Annotated in this window: 15 protein-coding genes and 1 other annotated feature; of the genes, 3 read left to right on the forward strand and 12 right to left on the reverse strand. The window is 36.1% G+C overall.

Annotated features, from left to right (window positions below):
- Positions 1-48 precede the first annotated feature (48 nt).
- The 12 genes from srtB to zapA form a co-directional block, all read right to left on the reverse strand.
- Complete coding sequence (gene srtB / locus Q9B79_RS11840; RefSeq protein WP_306184408.1) at positions 49-813, reverse strand: class B sortase; 765 nt, start codon at positions 811-813, stop codon at positions 49-51.
- Between the two features lie 31 nt (positions 814-844).
- The gene (locus Q9B79_RS11845; RefSeq protein WP_306184410.1) at positions 845-1,615 is read right to left on the reverse strand and encodes an ABC transporter ATP-binding protein; all 771 of its coding nucleotides are present in this window, start codon (positions 1,613-1,615) and stop codon (positions 845-847) included.
- The gene (locus Q9B79_RS11850; RefSeq protein WP_306184412.1) at positions 1,605-2,588 is read right to left on the reverse strand and encodes a FecCD family ABC transporter permease; all 984 of its coding nucleotides are present in this window, start codon (positions 2,586-2,588) and stop codon (positions 1,605-1,607) included. Before Q9B79_RS11850 ends, Q9B79_RS11845 begins: the two co-directional genes overlap by 11 nt.
- Positions 2,589-2,615: 27 nt before the next feature.
- Positions 2,616-3,497: a heme ABC transporter substrate-binding protein IsdE gene (gene isdE, locus Q9B79_RS11855; RefSeq protein ID WP_306184414.1), complete on the reverse strand. Its 882-nt coding sequence runs from the start codon at positions 3,495-3,497 to the stop codon at positions 2,616-2,618.
- 69 nt (positions 3,498-3,566) lie between these two features.
- Positions 3,567-5,747 carry an NEAT domain-containing protein gene (locus tag Q9B79_RS11860; protein WP_306184416.1) on the reverse strand — a complete coding sequence of 727 codons (2,181 nt, stop codon included), beginning with the start codon at positions 5,745-5,747 and terminating at the stop codon, positions 3,567-3,569.
- A 19-nt stretch (positions 5,748-5,766) separates the two neighbouring features.
- Positions 5,767-6,474, reverse strand: a complete 708-nt coding sequence (gene isdC / locus Q9B79_RS11865; RefSeq protein WP_242269533.1) for a heme uptake protein IsdC — start codon at positions 6,472-6,474, stop codon at positions 5,767-5,769.
- Positions 6,475-6,963: 489 nt separating this feature from the next.
- Positions 6,964-8,289, reverse strand: coding sequence for a branched-chain amino acid transport system II carrier protein BrnQ6 (brnQ6, locus tag Q9B79_RS11870; RefSeq protein ID WP_306184419.1), 1,326 nt, complete (start codon positions 8,287-8,289; stop codon positions 6,964-6,966).
- 114 nt (positions 8,290-8,403) lie between these two features.
- Positions 8,404-8,654 (reverse strand) — a binding site (T-box leader).
- A gap of 108 nt (positions 8,655-8,762) precedes the next feature.
- A complete protein-coding gene (locus Q9B79_RS11875) occupies positions 8,763-9,452 on the reverse strand; it encodes a 23S rRNA pseudouridine(2604) synthase RluF (protein WP_306184421.1) in 690 nt (229 codons plus the stop codon).
- Positions 9,453-9,646: 194 nt separating this feature from the next.
- A complete protein-coding gene (locus Q9B79_RS11880) occupies positions 9,647-12,007 on the reverse strand; it encodes an endonuclease MutS2 (protein WP_306184423.1) in 2,361 nt (786 codons plus the stop codon).
- A 19-nt stretch (positions 12,008-12,026) separates the two neighbouring features.
- The gene (polX, locus tag Q9B79_RS11885; protein WP_306184425.1) at positions 12,027-13,745 is read right to left on the reverse strand and encodes a DNA polymerase/3'-5' exonuclease PolX; all 1,719 of its coding nucleotides are present in this window, start codon (positions 13,743-13,745) and stop codon (positions 12,027-12,029) included.
- Between the two features lie 55 nt (positions 13,746-13,800).
- Complete coding sequence (locus Q9B79_RS11890; protein WP_000565407.1) at positions 13,801-14,340, reverse strand: CvpA family protein; 540 nt, start codon at positions 14,338-14,340, stop codon at positions 13,801-13,803.
- A gap of 1 nt (position 14,341) precedes the next feature.
- Positions 14,342-14,611 (reverse strand): cell division protein ZapA, encoded by a 270-nt coding sequence (gene zapA / locus Q9B79_RS11895; RefSeq protein ID WP_000082701.1) that lies wholly within the window; start codon positions 14,609-14,611, stop codon positions 14,342-14,344.
- A 124-nt stretch (positions 14,612-14,735) separates the two neighbouring features.
- On the opposite strand from zapA, the gene rnhC reads away from it, so the two are divergent.
- The 3 genes from rnhC to Q9B79_RS11910 all read left to right on the forward strand — a co-directional run bounded on the left by rnhC (position 14,736) and on the right by Q9B79_RS11910 (position 16,305).
- The gene (rnhC, locus tag Q9B79_RS11900) at positions 14,736-15,671 is read left to right on the forward strand and encodes a ribonuclease HIII (protein WP_306184429.1); all 936 of its coding nucleotides are present in this window, start codon (positions 14,736-14,738) and stop codon (positions 15,669-15,671) included.
- A gap of 116 nt (positions 15,672-15,787) precedes the next feature.
- Complete coding sequence (locus Q9B79_RS11905) at positions 15,788-16,057, forward strand: hypothetical protein (RefSeq protein WP_306184431.1); 270 nt, start codon at positions 15,788-15,790, stop codon at positions 16,055-16,057.
- Complete coding sequence (locus Q9B79_RS11910) at positions 16,054-16,305, forward strand: hypothetical protein (RefSeq protein WP_306184433.1); 252 nt, start codon at positions 16,054-16,056, stop codon at positions 16,303-16,305. Before Q9B79_RS11905 ends, Q9B79_RS11910 begins: the two co-directional genes overlap by 4 nt.
- Positions 16,306-16,339 lie beyond the last annotated feature (34 nt).

A 16,339-nucleotide genomic window follows, 5' to 3' on the forward strand; every position in this document is an offset into this window, starting at 1 on the left:
ATAGAATATGAGAAGTTTTACCACTTCTCATATTCTATACTTTTTTAATTACTTTCTTTTTACTAGTTTCGCATGCACAACTAACCTTCCTGCTTCCGGATCAAGTGCATAGTCACACGTCGAAAGTGTTACGATTTGCTCGCTTGCGGTCAATTTTGTATCCGTTTTGTACAGCGATTTTTCTTGAATCTTCTCCAAGAATGAGGCGTATTCCGTATCACTGCTAAAATCCGTTTCAATGTAATAAAAATCAGTTGTTGTTGTATACACCGAAAACACTTCAAGATCATATCCTTCAAATAATGTATCGTAATATAATTTACGATGTGACATGAAGAAATCTTCATCTAACATTTTCTTCAAACTTCCAAACATAGAGCCATCCTTCATACGATGACCATATAAAATAGTATTTCGATTTTGAGATTTCACATCATTACGATAGTCCATAAAGATGCTTCCTGCCCTCATATCTTCACCTTTATAATTACGGAATAAATAGTAATCATTGTCTTTCGCTTGAACGATTGGATAATTAATTTGTGTATCATCCATCGTAATCCATCCAACTATTTCTTGGTTAATTTGCTGTAGAATTTTGAACTGTTTACGCACTTCCCCGTCTTGTGATTGCTCTTCCATCGGACTTTTTTCATAAATATTTTGTGCTTCGGCCATTACTTTACGATTTTTATAGTAATCCATGAAAATATCACCTAATTCATATACTGAATAAAAAAAGGTACCTAAAAAAACAACTGTAAGTATTCGTTGAAAAAAAGAATTCTTCTTCCGTTCTTTTTTACTACTCAAATTATCACCTCAAAACGGATTGTTCGCATATTTAAATACCCATTGGGACCATATACAACCCTGTATCTTCATCTTGCTTTACAACGACATCTACACCGTATATCGTCTTTATCATACTTTCTGTCACAACATCATTCGGCTTACCTTTCGTAACAATCTCGCCATCTTTCATAACGATGATATAATCACTAAAGCGAATCGCCTGATTAATATCGTGTAATACCATAACGATCGTCAATCCATGCACTTCATTTAACTCTTTTACTAGCTCTAATATTTCAAGTTGATAATAAATATCTAAATAGGTTGTCGGCTCATCTAAAAAGAGCATGGGTGTTTTCTGAGCTAACGTCATAGCAATCCAAACCCGTTGTCTTTCTCCCCCAGATAAAGCGTGAATCTCTTTATCACGTTTACTTAGTAAGTTCGTACATGCTAAAGCCCTTTCGATCGCCTCTCTATCTTCATCAGTTTGCGAGGAAAAAATATTTTTATGAGGCATACGACCAAAACTTGTTAATTTCTCTACCGTCATATCTGCCGGTGCCTCATTTTGTTGATGGACAACAGCTAACTTTCTAGCAAACTCTTTCGGTTTATATTGGCTAATCGCCTTCCCGTCCAGTATTACCTCTCCGCTACGAGGATCGTGATTTCTTGACATCACCCCAAGTAATGTTGACTTCCCGCAACCGTTTGGACCAATAATTGTTGTAATTTTACCAATTTCTATTTCACTACTAACCGACTTTAATCGATCCGTTACATTATCATACGAAAAGGTTACATTTTTAATTTCCATGAACTTTATCACTCTTTCTAAGCAAGAATATTAAGAACGGTCCACCAATAACCGCCATAATCGTTGCCGCTGGAATTTCATTAGGCGGCACAATTAACCTTCCAATCGTATCCGCCGTCAAAATTAATAACGCTCCTGCAAGAGCAGAAAATGGAATTAATACTTTATGATCTGAACCGACTAGTTGTCTTGAAATGTGCGGAACGAGTAATCCTACGAAAGCAATAACACCTGCAATCGCTGTTGATACTGCAGCTAAAAGTACTGCAATAGCAGAAATAATAAGACGAACTCTCGTCACGTGCAAACCTAAGTTTTTCGCGGTCTTATCTTGTAGTGTTAATAGATTACACCAAGCCCCTACAAACAGAGCGAGGATAAGACCAATTGTTCCATACGTAACCATTATTTCTACATCGCCCCACGTCTTCATCGTTATGTTAGAAGTCGTCGTTTGCTTAATACTCTTAATGAAATATCCGCAAATTGTAATGAATGATTCATTTAATCCAGTGAACATCGCATTAATAGCTATACCAACTAAAATAATACGAAGTGGACTTAACCCTGACTTCCATGAAAATGCATAAACGAGATAACATGCAAACGCACCACCTAAAAAGGCGAATACTGGTGTCCAGAAAAAGAATTGCGGGAATAACGTAATAATAACAAGTGTCATAAAACTTGCTCCTGAAGATATACCGATTACTCCAGCATCAGCAAGTGGATTTTTCATAACAGCTTGAAAAAGCACACCTGAAACAGCAAGAGCCGCTCCAGTGAACAGTGCAATAATAATACGCGGGAAACGTAAATCTTTAATTACTTCAACATCTTCATTGCCCCCTGTAAATATCCCTTGCAGAAGGTCCACTATCCCTATTTCTAAACTTCCTTTCATTGCTGACAATGATGTCATAATAATAAGTAATGCAGTAACAATGAGGAAACTCCAAGTTTTTTTATTCATTCCACTCTTCCTTTATATTAAAATGCATCACGGATACATCATTTTTTTCAATTCATCTAACGCTTCAATTGCTGCTAAATTGCCTGTCGTTCCAAATAAACGCTCTTCTAAATCGTAAACACGGTTATTTTTAACTGCAGCGAAGTGTTTCCAAATATCATTTGTTTTAAATTCTTTATCAAACATTTTTACAACTTCATCAGGCATACCATGTGCTGCTCGTAAAATAATGTCTGGATCTGCTTTCTTTAAATACTCTGTATTAGAGGCTAAATACTCTACTTGCTCACCTTGTACAATGTTTTTACCGCCTAATTGTTTCACTAAATCTCCAATGTAAGAATGCTCTGTTGCTACTAAATAACTCCCCGGTACACCTAATAAAATAAGCACTGTCGGTTCTTTCTTTCCCTTTACTGCTTTTTTAATCTCTGCAACCTTATTATCTAACTTCGTTACAACTGCTTCAGCTTGCTTTTCACGTCCATATTGCTTACCTAAATTACTAATGGAGTTTTGCATATTTTTCAAACTAGTTAAGTCTACAAAGTTTGCTTTCATACCTACGCCATCAAAAACTGGCTTTAATTCATATTCAAGTGTTGTCACGGATAATACTTCTGACGGCTTTAATGACTTTACCTTTTCCATATCCGGACTCATCGGATTCCCGACTTCAGGTAAACCTTTATATCTCTTTGGTAGATCTTTCGTACTTGTTGGAACACCAACTAAATCAATTTCTAATACATCCATAATTTCAGTAACAGCGACTGTCGTGGCAACAACTCTCTCTTTACTCTCACTCTTCACCTGTTTTGCTGCTTCTTTTTTTGGCGCCGAGCACCCAGCTATACTCACTAATAAAATGATAGCCATTAGTACACTTGCAATTTTTTTCACTCTCAATCACCGCTCCTTTCCAAACAATATGAAACAAGTCTTGATGCGTGCGAACATGCATCAAGACTCCAAAAATTACAATCTACCTGCTCTATATTTACGAACTAGTAAAGCAAGTGAACCTAGCAGTAACACCATGTATAAACCAAGTTGTGCTGTATCTGCAGTTTTTGAGTTTTTCTCTTTTTTCGAATCATTTTTTTGCTCTTCTTTTTTCTTCTTATCATCCGCATTTCGGTTAAAATCAGGAGTACTTACTGTTTTTACATTATCTACTTTCGATGTAATCACTGGATTGTTCGGATCATTTTTCGAATCGTTTTTTGGATCCTCTTTAATCGTTCCTAATGCACCAATATTATTTGTATCAAATTGAATTTGGACATCGTAGAAATGATGGTAGTTCATTTCATTAATATCAACTTTCACTTTTGCGTTTAATTTTGCGAATAAATCACTTACTTCAAATTGCACTACTCTCATATTTGCATTTTTATCTTCACTTACTACTTTCGCATCAACAAAAAGACTGTTATTTTCCGTTTGGAATTTTGTAATCCATGCACTATTTTTCAACGTCATCTCAATGTACTTTTTACCATCTTTAACGATTAATTTTGCTGGATGTATAGTATAGTCATGCATCTTTGAAAGCTCATTCGTTTTATCTTTTAACACTTTAAATGGAATATCATATTGACCATCTACTAAATTTTTTGGATCAACTATTACTTTTGACTGATTATTTCCACCCTGGTTATCGTTTCCACCTTGGTTATCGTTTCCACCTTGGTTGTCTAACGGTTTAATACTACCTTTATCAAATACAAATTGAATGTCATAGAAATGGTGATAATTCATCGCATCGATATCTACTTTTACTTTTGCATGTAGCTTTTTCGTTAAATCGTCTACTTCTACTTCCACTACACGTGTATCAGCTTTTTTATCTTCACTTAATACACTCGCATCAACAAACGAGCCATTTTTCTCAAATTCAAACTTTGTAATCCATGCACTATTTGTTAATGTGAATGATACATATTTTTTACCATCTTTCACTTTTAACACACCTGGACTCTTCGTGTACTTGTTCATCATTGAAATTTCTTCTGATTGATCTTTTAAAGCTTTGAAACTGATGCTGTATTCACCGTCTTTCATTCTGTCAGCATCTGGATTCTTGTTTCCATCTGGCTTTTCTACTTCTGGTTTCTCTACTTCTGGTTTCTCTACTTCTGGTTTCTCTACTTCCGGTTTCTCTACTTCTGGTTTCTCTACTTCTGGTTGTTTCTCTTCGTTTTTAATTTGTTCAAGCTTATCCTGTTCAAATAAAAGTTGCACATCATGCGTTTGCTTATAGTTTCTTGATGCCATTTCGATAAATACTTTTGTATTTAATTTTTTTGATAAATCGTTTACTTCAAACTCTACTACTCTTGTATCTTTTTCTTTATCTTCACTTACTACTTTTGCATCAACAAATGCACCATTTTTTTCCGTTTGGAAATTTTTAATTAATGAGCTGCTTTTTAGTGTTACAGTTGCTTTTTTCTTACCATTTTCTACTTTTAATACTCCTGGATTTACCATGTAAGTATTCATCTTAGATTCTTCATCTGTTTGATCTTTTAATACTTTAAATGGAATACTGTACTCTCCATCTGCAATTGTGTTAGAATTTGGTTGTTGATCTGGGTCAGGCTTTTGGTCGGGCTTCTGACTTGGATCCGGTTTTTCATTTGGATCTGGCTTATTTGCTGGATCCTCTTTTTCATTTGGTTGTTCTACATGAATCGGTGTAATACTATTTTGATCAAATGCAATGCGCACATCATAATCATGATGATAATTTAAAAAGTCTATGTCTACTTTTACTTTCGCATGTAATACTTTCTCTACATCGTCCACATCAAATTCTACTACTCTTGTATCTTTTTCTTTATCTTCACTAATTACATTTGTCGTAACAAACTGGCCATTTTTTTCTGTTTCAAACTTTGTAATCCATGAACTATGTTCTAACGTAAAGGATACCTTCTTCTTCCCATCCTTCACTTTTAAAGTTCCTGGACTTACAGAGTATTGATTCATCATAGATTCTTCATCTGATGTATCCTTAAGTACTTTGAAACCGATTGAATATTCACCGTCAGCTAGTTTGCTTGCTGCTTGAACTGCAAGAGGTTGTAATGTTGATACGAATGTAAATATCATTAAACACATCGCAACAACAATTTTAAGATATCTATTCAATGGAATAACGCTCCTTTATTTAGTTTTGACGTACTTTACGAATTAAGAAGACACCTGAAATAAGGATTAACACTGCAAATAATCCGATGCGTGCTTCATCGCCTGTTTTTGGGTTATCTGTTTTTTCAGCTTTACCACTTTCATTTGTTCCTTTGTTCGCCTCTTTATTTGCTTCTTTACTCTCTTCTTTCTTCGCTTCTTCTTTTACTTGTGTATCTGTTGTTGTTTGATCATTATTCTTTGTTGCAGTAGTTACTTTATTTTCTCCACCTACCGCTTTTACATTTGCATCAAACGCAAAGCGAATTGTGTAGTGATGGTCATAGTTTACGTTTGGTACAACAACATGAATTTTTGCAGCTGCTGGTTTAGATAAATCATCTATTTTAAACTCTACAGTTCTTTTATCTGCTGCTTCATCTTTACTAACAACTTTTGAATCAACAAAATTCCCGTTCTCAGGTGCTTTAAATTCTGTAATCCAAGCACTATGATTCATGGGAATTTGCACTCTCATCTCACCATTTTTTACAACTAACTTAGCTGGTTTTTCAAAATAATCATTTGCCATTGAAGCTGAATCATTTTCCGCTTTTTGGATGACATAGTTAATATCATAAGTACCGTCAGCTAGTTGTGCTGAAACTTTCCCATATGGCATGACAAGAAAAGCTAGCATACATACGAACGTTATAATAAAAGCGGGTAATACAGAAATCTTTCTCATTTGGCTTACTTCCTCCTTGTTCTCCTTCATTCACACTTTTGAAAATGATAATTATTCTCAATTTATAAAAAAAAATAATAATCCTCTATCATTATTTAATTGTAATTTGTTTATGTACTATAGATATTATTGATTATCATTCTCAATGCATGTTAAAAATAATATCCCTCTCTATTCCTTATAAAGAGCGATTCATATTTTAACATAAGTCCTATTTGTTGATTATCATTCTCAATGAAACCCAAAAAAAATAAAACTACCATTCTCCTACTCTATCACCTCTATCTACAAAAATGATATCGTTATAGAAAACCTTATACCTTCCACTCCTCACTTTCCTTCCAATATTTCCACAACTAAATCAATCTTAGCCTACTCATAATTTTTTTGTCAACTATATTACGTATAAAATTTTAAATATCTAAATTCCTCTATATGCGGCTTTTTCTACAAAAAAAGAGGCTTTCTTTCATAGAAAGCCTCTTTTCACTATTTTTCTACAACAACTTCTTGCTTTTGGAACAACGACATGACATATCCAATTACAATACCTACTAGAGCAGGAACTAACCAACCAATCCCTACACTATATAATGGAATTTTATTTAAAATAGGTGCTAATGCCGCAATTTGAAGATTCGCATTGTGCAACCCATCAAAGAAGCTGATCATAAATGCTCCTACAATACCACCTACATACATTACTAAAGGAAGACGAATATAGTTTTCAACTAGCGATAATACAATCAGCACGATACCAATTGGGTAAATTGCAATTAAAATTGGTAATGCTAATGCATTTAACTGCGTTAAGCCAAGATTTGCTACCATAAATGCTAATACACAGAAAATGAAAACGACTTTTTGATAAGAAAGCTTTGGTAATAAAGAAGAGAAATAATCACCACAAGCTGCAACAATACCTACAGAAGTTGTTAAACATGCTGCTGAAATTGCGATTCCTAATAATAAAGTTCCATAACTACCGAATAAATGATTTACAACGTTTGTTAAAATAATTCCTCCGTTTGCTCCCATTCCAAGAGACACACTTGAAGCTCCAAGATAAGCAAGAGCTAAGTAAACTAATAGTAAACCAAGTGCTGCAATAAATCCTGCAAAGATTGTTACTTTTGCAATACTATTTTTATTTGTAATTCCTTTTTCTTTTAAAGCATGAATAACAACATTTCCGAATACTAGCGCTGCAAGTCCATCTAAAGTTAAATATCCATCAATAAATCCTTTGAAAAGAGGAGCACTATACGCTTCTGTCGGTGCGCCAAATTCTCCAATTGGTGTAATAAATGCTTTACCTACGATAATTGCAATAACAGCTAATAAAATTGGAGTTAACACTTTACCAATGCGGCCCACTAATTTCGATGGGTTTAAAGCTAAATAGAAAGTTACGGCAAAGAAAATGAATGTAAAGATAACAAGTGGATATGATTGACCAGCTATCTCACTTGGTAAAAACGGTGCAACACTCATCTCATAAGCAACAGTTCCTGTACGCGGCACACTTACGAATACGCCTAAACATAAATAAATTGCAGTAATAAAAACTAGTGCGAATATAGGGTGTACACGTCCTGCTAACTCATTTATATCTCCCTTTAAAGCGATAACGATAACTCCTAATAAAGGTAATCCAACACCCGTTACGATAAAACCAAACAATGCGATCCATACATCTGTTCCAGCACCTTGCCCTAACGCTGGTGGAAAAATCATATTACCTGCACCGAAAAATAGTGCAAATAACATTAAACTTATTGCAAACATCTCAGAAAACTTTAAAGATGATTTCATTTCTACTAACCTCCTAAATAATTAATTAACAAAATATTCTGAATTAAAATCCGTCACATATCCTCTTTCAAGCATACTTCCCCGTAAAAGAACGCAAAAAACACCCGTCCCTAACAAAGGGACGAGTGTTGAAATCGTGGTTCCACCCTTATTCTAATAAAATGAATTTATAACAAAATAAGCTCATTTTATAGCTCGTGTAAATTGATAACGGTTTTATCCGTCAAGAATTACAATGCATCATGCAGTTCACTCTTGAAGTTTAGAGGTGGTAAGTCTGTCTTTCCGTATTAGGAAGCTCACAGCCTAGGCTTCCCTCTCTGAGAATCGTAAAAAACAACTCATGTCCTCATCATTACTTTTATAAAATATCTTGTCGAAACTTGTTGTTTTTTATTATATGGGCTATTTTTAAAAAAATCAATAGTTTTATTTTTTCTGACAAAAAAATATAGGGAGAAAATTTCCCCTCCCTATAACTGTCCTATTAATAATTCTAATTCTTCTGCTGTAATGTCTCGCCACTTTCCTACTTCAAGATCATTTAGCTCTATATTCATAATGCGTTCTCGCTTTAGCTTTATTACAGTAAACCCGAAAGCACGGCTCATTCTACGAATTTGCCTGTTCATCCCTTGCGTTAAAATGATGCGAAATGTAGACTGATCAACCCTCGTCACTTTACATGGCTTTGTCATTCCATCTTTAATCTTTACACCGCTGGACATCTCATCAATAAACCAATCTGTAAACGGCTTATCAACCGTAACGATATATTCTTTCTCGTGTTCATGATCTCCGTGTAAAATTTGATTCGCAATCGCACCGTCATTCGTTAATAAGATAAGGCCTTCTGAAGCTTTATCTAATCGCCCAACAGGAAAGATACGCTCTGGATAATTGATATAATCAATAATATTATCTTCAATATGATCGGCTGCTGTACAAGTAATGCCAACTGGTTTATGAAAAGCGATATACACCTTTCCCTTCTCTTCTTTTGCAAGAACCTGTCCATCAATCGTTACAACATCACCATCGTTCACGATTGCACCGTGCGTACAGATTTCGCCGTTAATAGCCACGCGTCCTGCTTTAATAAGGCGGTCTGTTTCGCGTCTTGAGCAAGATTTTGCTTCGCTTATGTATTGGTTGATTTTCATTTTTTATTCCTTTTCGTATATATTAAAAGCGTCAATCTATGGCAATATCATTCTGCCACGATTGACGCTCGTTTACTTCGCAAAAACAACTAAATAAATAACCCCAATCACCAAAAATATTCCGCAACAAGCTAACAATACTTTTGCAAGTTTGTCCATAAACATATAATGGTTCCCCTTTGTTTCGTTGTTTTCTATTTTAATTCGACAACTGTTACGCCTAGGCCTCCCTCGCCCATGTCACCGTAACGGAATGTTTTCACACCGCGATGCTTCTTCAAGTAATCTTGAACACCTTGGCGAAGTGCTCCTGTTCCTTTACCGTGAATGATTGATACGCGAGGATAGCTTGCAAGCTGGGCATCGTCTAAATATTTCTCGACGCGCGCCATTGCATTTTCAAATCGTTCACCACGAAGGTCAAGTTCTAGCGACACGTGATAATCTCTACCTTTTACTGTCGCAACTGCTTTTTTCTCTGTTTGCTTCGGCGTGTTAATGTATTCCATGTTAGACTCTTTTACTTTCATCTTCAGAATACCGATTTGTACGCTCCACTCTGTGTCACTTACTTTTTCAAGTAGTTGACCTTTTTGACCGAATGTTAATACTTTTACTTCATCACCTGCGCGTAACTGTTGTTTCGGTGCAGTGTTTTTCACGTTTACTTTTTGTTTCTTCACAAGCTCTGGCGCTGCGCCTTCTAGACGGCTCTTCGCTTCAATTAGCTCATGATCTTTCACGTTTGCAAGCTGTGCTTTACGCAATTGACGAAGTTCTTGAATAATGCCTTCTGCTTCTTTCTTTGCAGCTTCGACTTTTTCTTCCCCTTCTTTTTGCGCTTTTAATAATCGTTCATCACGATCTTCGTTAAATTCAATGATTTGACGTTGTAATTCGCGATGCAGCTTTTCAGATTGCTTGCGAAGTGCTTCTGCTTCGTTCCAGTCACGCTCTGCGTTCTTTTGACTTTCTTCTAACTTCGCAATCATATTTTCAATTTTGTTTGTATCTGTACTAATGTGGTTACGCGCTTGTTCAATCACGCGATCAGATAACCCAAGACGTTTCGAAATTTCGAAGGCATTACTACGTCCTGGTACACCGATTAATAATTTATACGTTGGGCTTAGCGTATTCACGTCAAACTCAACGCTCGCATTAATAACTTGTTCACGGTTATATCCATATGCTTTTAATTCTGGGTAATGCGTCGTAGCAACAACGCGAGCACCACGATTACACACTTCATCTAAAATTGAAATTGCTAGTGCAGCCCCTTCTTGTGGGTCTGTTCCAGCACCTAATTCATCAAATAAAACTAAGCTTTCGAAATCAGCTTTTTCTAAAATATCAACAATGTTCACCATATGTGAGGAGAACGTACTTAAACTTTGTTCAATCGATTGCTCATCACCGATATCAGCAAAGATATTTTTAAATACACAAATCTCTGACTCATCCATTACTGGAATATGAAGACCAGATTGCGCCATTAATACACAAATACCAACCGTTTTCAGCGTAACTGTTTTACCACCTGTATTCGGCCCTGTAATAACAATTGTCGTGAAATCTTTACCTAACATAATGTTATTTGGCACAATAATTTCTGGGTCAATAAGCGGGTGACGCGCTTGTCTTAAATCCATATAGCGCTCATTATTCACGATTGGTTTCGTTGCTTTAATACGCTTCGCATAAAAAGCTTTCGCAAAGATGAAGTCAAGATTCGCCACTACTTCTACGTTAGATAAAACGATATCCGCTTCTACTGCTACTTCTTCTGTTAACATCAATAAGATGCGTTCGATTTCTTGTTTTTCTTTCACACGTGCTTCTTGAAGCGCGTTATTTAATTCCACAATGACTTGCGGCTCAATAAATAACGTTTGCCCAGAAGCTGATTGATCGTGAACAATACCGCCATATACGCCGCGGTATTCTTGTTTTACTGGGATTACGTAACGTTCGTTACGAATCGTTACAATCGAGTCAGACAACATCTTTTGCGCGTTTGAAGAACGGGTCATGTTTTCTAACTTTTCACGAATACGGCTTTCTGCAGTACGTATTTGAGTACGAATACCACGCAGTTTATCACTTGCGCTATCGACTACTTCACCGCCATCACCGATACAATTTGTAATTTTCTTTTCTAAATTATATAAAGATACAATTTGAGCGACATGCGTTTCTAAAATTGGCAGCTCAACACCATTATCAACCATATCTTCAATGAAACGTTTCATATTGCGACTACCATACATCGTATTCGCAATATCAAGTAGTTCATTTGGGCTTAACATACTTCCAATCTTTGCACGCTTCACATTTGAGCGAATATCCGTAATACCACCTAATGGTGCACTACCTTTTAAACGAATAACTTTCGCTGCTTCATCCGTTGTATCTTGCATTTCTACAATTTCTTCAAAATCAGTGCTCGGCACTAAATTCTTCACTTTGTCGCGGCCAAGTGAAGATGCTGTATGTTCAAGTAATTGTTCTTTTACTTTATTGTATTCTAATACACGCAACGTTCTTTCTAACATGTTGCAGGTCCCCCTTGTGCTACTTATTACGTTTAATATAGTCTAATAAACGTTCAATATCCCACGTGTTAATCACGTTATCTTTTTGAATCCAACCTTTACGTGCTGCCGCTACACCTGTTTCCATATCCTCTAACATTTCAAGCGTATGAGCATCCGTATTAATCGCTACTTTTACACCAGCATCTTGTGCTTGTTTTAATAATTTCGCACTTAAATCTAGACGATTTGGATTCGCATTTAATTCTAAAACTGTATTTGTTTCTTTTGCGAGTTCGATTAATAAATCTGTATCTACATCGTAGCCTGCACGGCGTCCAAGAAGACGTCCTGTCGGATGGGCAATCATTGTGACATGCTTATTCTCTAGCGCAGCACGAAGACGTTTCATAATCGTCTCACGGTCTTGTGAGAAGCTAGAGTGAATCGCTCCAATGACGTAATCTAATTCTGCTAATACTTCATCATCAAAATCAAGTGTTGCGTCTGGTAAAATATCCATTTCAATTCCGCGTAAAATTGTAATGTCCGGATACTTTTCATTCATGCGTTCAATTTCTTTCGCTTGTTCACGAAGGCGCTCTTTCGTTAAACCGTTCGCTACTTTTAAGTATTGTGAATGGTCGGTAATTGCCATAAATTTATAACCACGAGCACGACATGCCTGTACCATTTCCTCAATTGAAAAAGCACCGTCACTCCACGTTGTATGCATATGTAAATCACCTTGTATATCAGAGAACTGAATTAAATTTGGATACTCTTTAATTAATTCAATTTCTTTTCCATCTTCACGCACTTCTGGCGGGATAAATGGAAGACCGAAATGAGCAAAGAATTCCTCTTCTGTTTCAAATGTCTTCACTTCGCCTGTTTCTAAGTTTTCTACACCGTACTCACTAATTTTCTCGCCTTTATCTTTTGCGATTTGACGCATTTTTACGTTATGGTCTTTTGATCCTGTGAAATGATGAAGAGTTGTAATAAACTCTTCTGGTTTTACTAAGCGAAAATCGATTGAAATATCATATTCATATTGAAGACGAACAGAAACTTTCGTATCTCCACTTGCGATTACTTCAATCATGTTATCAAACTGTAGTAAATGTTCACGTACTGCAGCTGGTTCTGTCGTTGCAATAATAAAGTCTAAATCTTTCACCGTTTCACGAACACGGCGTAAACTACCAGCGCGAGAGAAACGAATTACTTCAGCAATATTCGACAATTTCTCCTCTATTTCCCCGGCAATAGGCAATACCATTGCGATTGGTAAACGCTCTGGACGAGATCCTACTTGATCGATTGCTTCTAATATTTTCTCTTCTGTCTTCTTACCGAAACCTGCTAAAGCTTGTACTTTATTTTCCTCACAAACCGCTTTTAGCGATTCCATATCAACAACACCGAGTTCTTTATATAACTTAGCTACCTTTTTACCACCAAGCCCTGGTAATTTTAATAACGGTAATAAGCTACTCGGCACTTCTTTTTCAAGTTCTTGTAATACTTCAGATGTTCCCGACTCTATATATTCTTGAATAACTGCTGCTGTTCCTTTTCCAATGCCCGGAATCTTCGTGAAATCTTCAATCTCAGAAAGACTACGATCATCACTTTCTAATGCTGCTGCCGCTTTACGGAATGCCGATATTTTAAATGGATTCGCGCCCTTTAGTTCCATAAACAGGCCGATTGTCTCTAATAATTTAATAACTTGTTTTTTATTTACTTTCATCATTGCCCCGCCTTTCTTTCATAGAAAAAAACTCCTCTTTCCGAAAAAAGAGAAGTTATACTCTGCTACCTGTCTGCCATAGTTCCTTCACCTTTTCAGAGAGAATCGGTGTATCGTCTACAATTATTTTGCTAATTGATGATTTTTGTAATGGTGTTTGTAGTTGTTCAATTGGAAGGATATTTCCAATGATAATTAAAACAAACAAAATAATATATACTTCTAAAAATCCGAGGATTGCCCCCGCGAACGCATTGACTTGCTTTAAAACCGGTATTTCTGCAAACATATTTAACAAATTACCAAGTAATGAAAGTGCAATTTTTGTAATAATAAACAATATGATAAACGCAAGCGCTTGATAAAATACTGTCTCAATATTATTTGCATCAATCCATTCTGGAACAGATACGTTTTTATCAAATGGATACGGAATAAATTTCGCAAGTGCTGGCGCTAAATCTTTACAGTACCAGTATGCAACAAGGTATGCGATAATAAAGCTTGTTAACTTTACAAGTTGCAGAATAAACCCTCTGCGTAAGCCGAGGAAAAATCCCATAACAAGCAGTAAAATGATAATAATATCAATCATGTTATTCCATTCCTTTTTTTGTCATACTTTCTTTCAATTTCTCATGTTCTTCTTTTAATTTTATGTAATCGTGTATGACGTTTACCGCCGTCAATACCGCTAGTCTACTCGTGTCAAGCGAAGGATTCTTGGCATTGAGTTCGCGCATTTTATCATCCACAATCGCTGCTACCATGCGGATATGACTTGTACTTTCATCGCCAACAACTGAATATTGCTGACCATAGATTTCTACATTAATTCGACTTTTCTTTCCTTTTTGTTGTGACAACTCACCGGCCTCCAATCACGTACAGAATCCTAAAGTTTATCATACCATGAACCTTCATAATATGGAAACAGAAAGAACAATCCGATATGATAAAAATAACAATATAAAAAAAGGGGTGACCATTATGTCAAATTCTATCGTAATTCAAACAAATTCTACAGTAATTGAAGACATGAAACAACAATATAAACAATCGCTTAGCCCGAAAACTCCGCAAGGCGGGATCTTCATGGCAAAGGTACCATCTTGCACAATTACAGCGTATAAATCCGGAAAAGTAATGTTCCAAGGCGGACGTGCTGAGACAGAAGCTGCTCGTTGGCAAACAGTCTCTCAAACACCGAAAACAGCTGTAAAAAAATCTGTCGATTCACACCGTTATGCACCGCCTGCTTCCATCGGTACAATGTCTATCGTAGGGTCAGACGAAGTGGGTACTGGTGATTTCTTCGGACCGATGACAGTCGTTGCTGTATATGTGGATGCGAAGCAAATTCCACTGCTAAAAGAGCTTGGTGTAAAAGACTCTAAAAACTTAAATGACGATCAAATTACTGCCATTGCGAAACAACTTCTACACGTTGTTCCTTACAGCTCTCTCGTTCTTCATAATGAAAAATATAACGAGCTATTTGATAAAGGAAACAACCAAGGTAAGTTAAAAGCTCTACTACATAATAAAGCTATTACAAACTTATTAGCAAAAATTGCACCTACGAAACCTGAGGGCGTCTTAATCGACCAATTCACACAACCTGATACATACTACAAATATTTAGCAAAGCAAAAACAGGTACAGCGTGAAAATGTTTACTTCGCGACGAAAGGTGAAAGCGTCCATTTAGCAGTAGCTGCTGCCTCTATTTTAGCGCGTTACTCATTCGTAAAACAATTTGACGAACTAAGCAAAAAAGCTGGTATGCCACTTCCGAAAGGTGCTGGTAAACAAGTTGATATTGCAGCCGCTAAATTAATTCAAAAGCTTGGTAAAGAACGATTACCTGAGTTTGTGAAACTGCATTTCGCTAATACGGAGAAGGCGCTTCGCTTACTAAAATAGTATCGACAAAAACAGGAGCCTACAAACTCCTGTTTTTTGTTTCACCCTACTATTGTCCTTATGGTTTTGTTATAATTATAATATACAGATTATTCTAACATAGGAGGAGATTCCCATTGCTACTTCTACAAATGATTCTAAATATTTTACTAGGCGATCCACACGAAAGACAGTTTGAAATTAGAGAAAATATTCAGCTACTCAGTGAGAAACGAGAGTTCAACGATTTAATAGAGCGTTATGGCCGTTCTTTCTTATTAAACTTTCGTATTCGAAGATTTATCGGGAAACACAATGCCCGCTTGTTAATACATAATCCAGCAAAACTACAACACTTCTGTGAGGAACTTGAATGTATGATTAGAAAAAGGAGGTTTTTCATATGAACGCTGTAAAAGTTAAAAGGTTATTATATGTTCTCGTACACCTCGTGGGCCCACTTTCTTACCTCACTATTTCTACCATTTGGGGCGCTTTTTTCACTACTAAGTCTACATTCGAAAATATATCTGATAATCTTGGTGTTATGGCCATCTATTACGTGTTCATAAGTTTACTGTGGGTTTTCTATTTAGATCGGTTGGACAAAGATGTGGATAAAATTACAAAAGAAATTAATGATAATAAGATTTAACACATAAAAAGGAGAGCTCTTAAGGCTCTCCTTT

Origin of the sequence: Bacillus sp. MHSD_36, from assembly GCF_030757775.1 — a bacterium.
In the GTDB taxonomy this organism is placed as follows: domain Bacteria; phylum Bacillota; class Bacilli; order Bacillales; family Bacillaceae_G; genus Bacillus_A.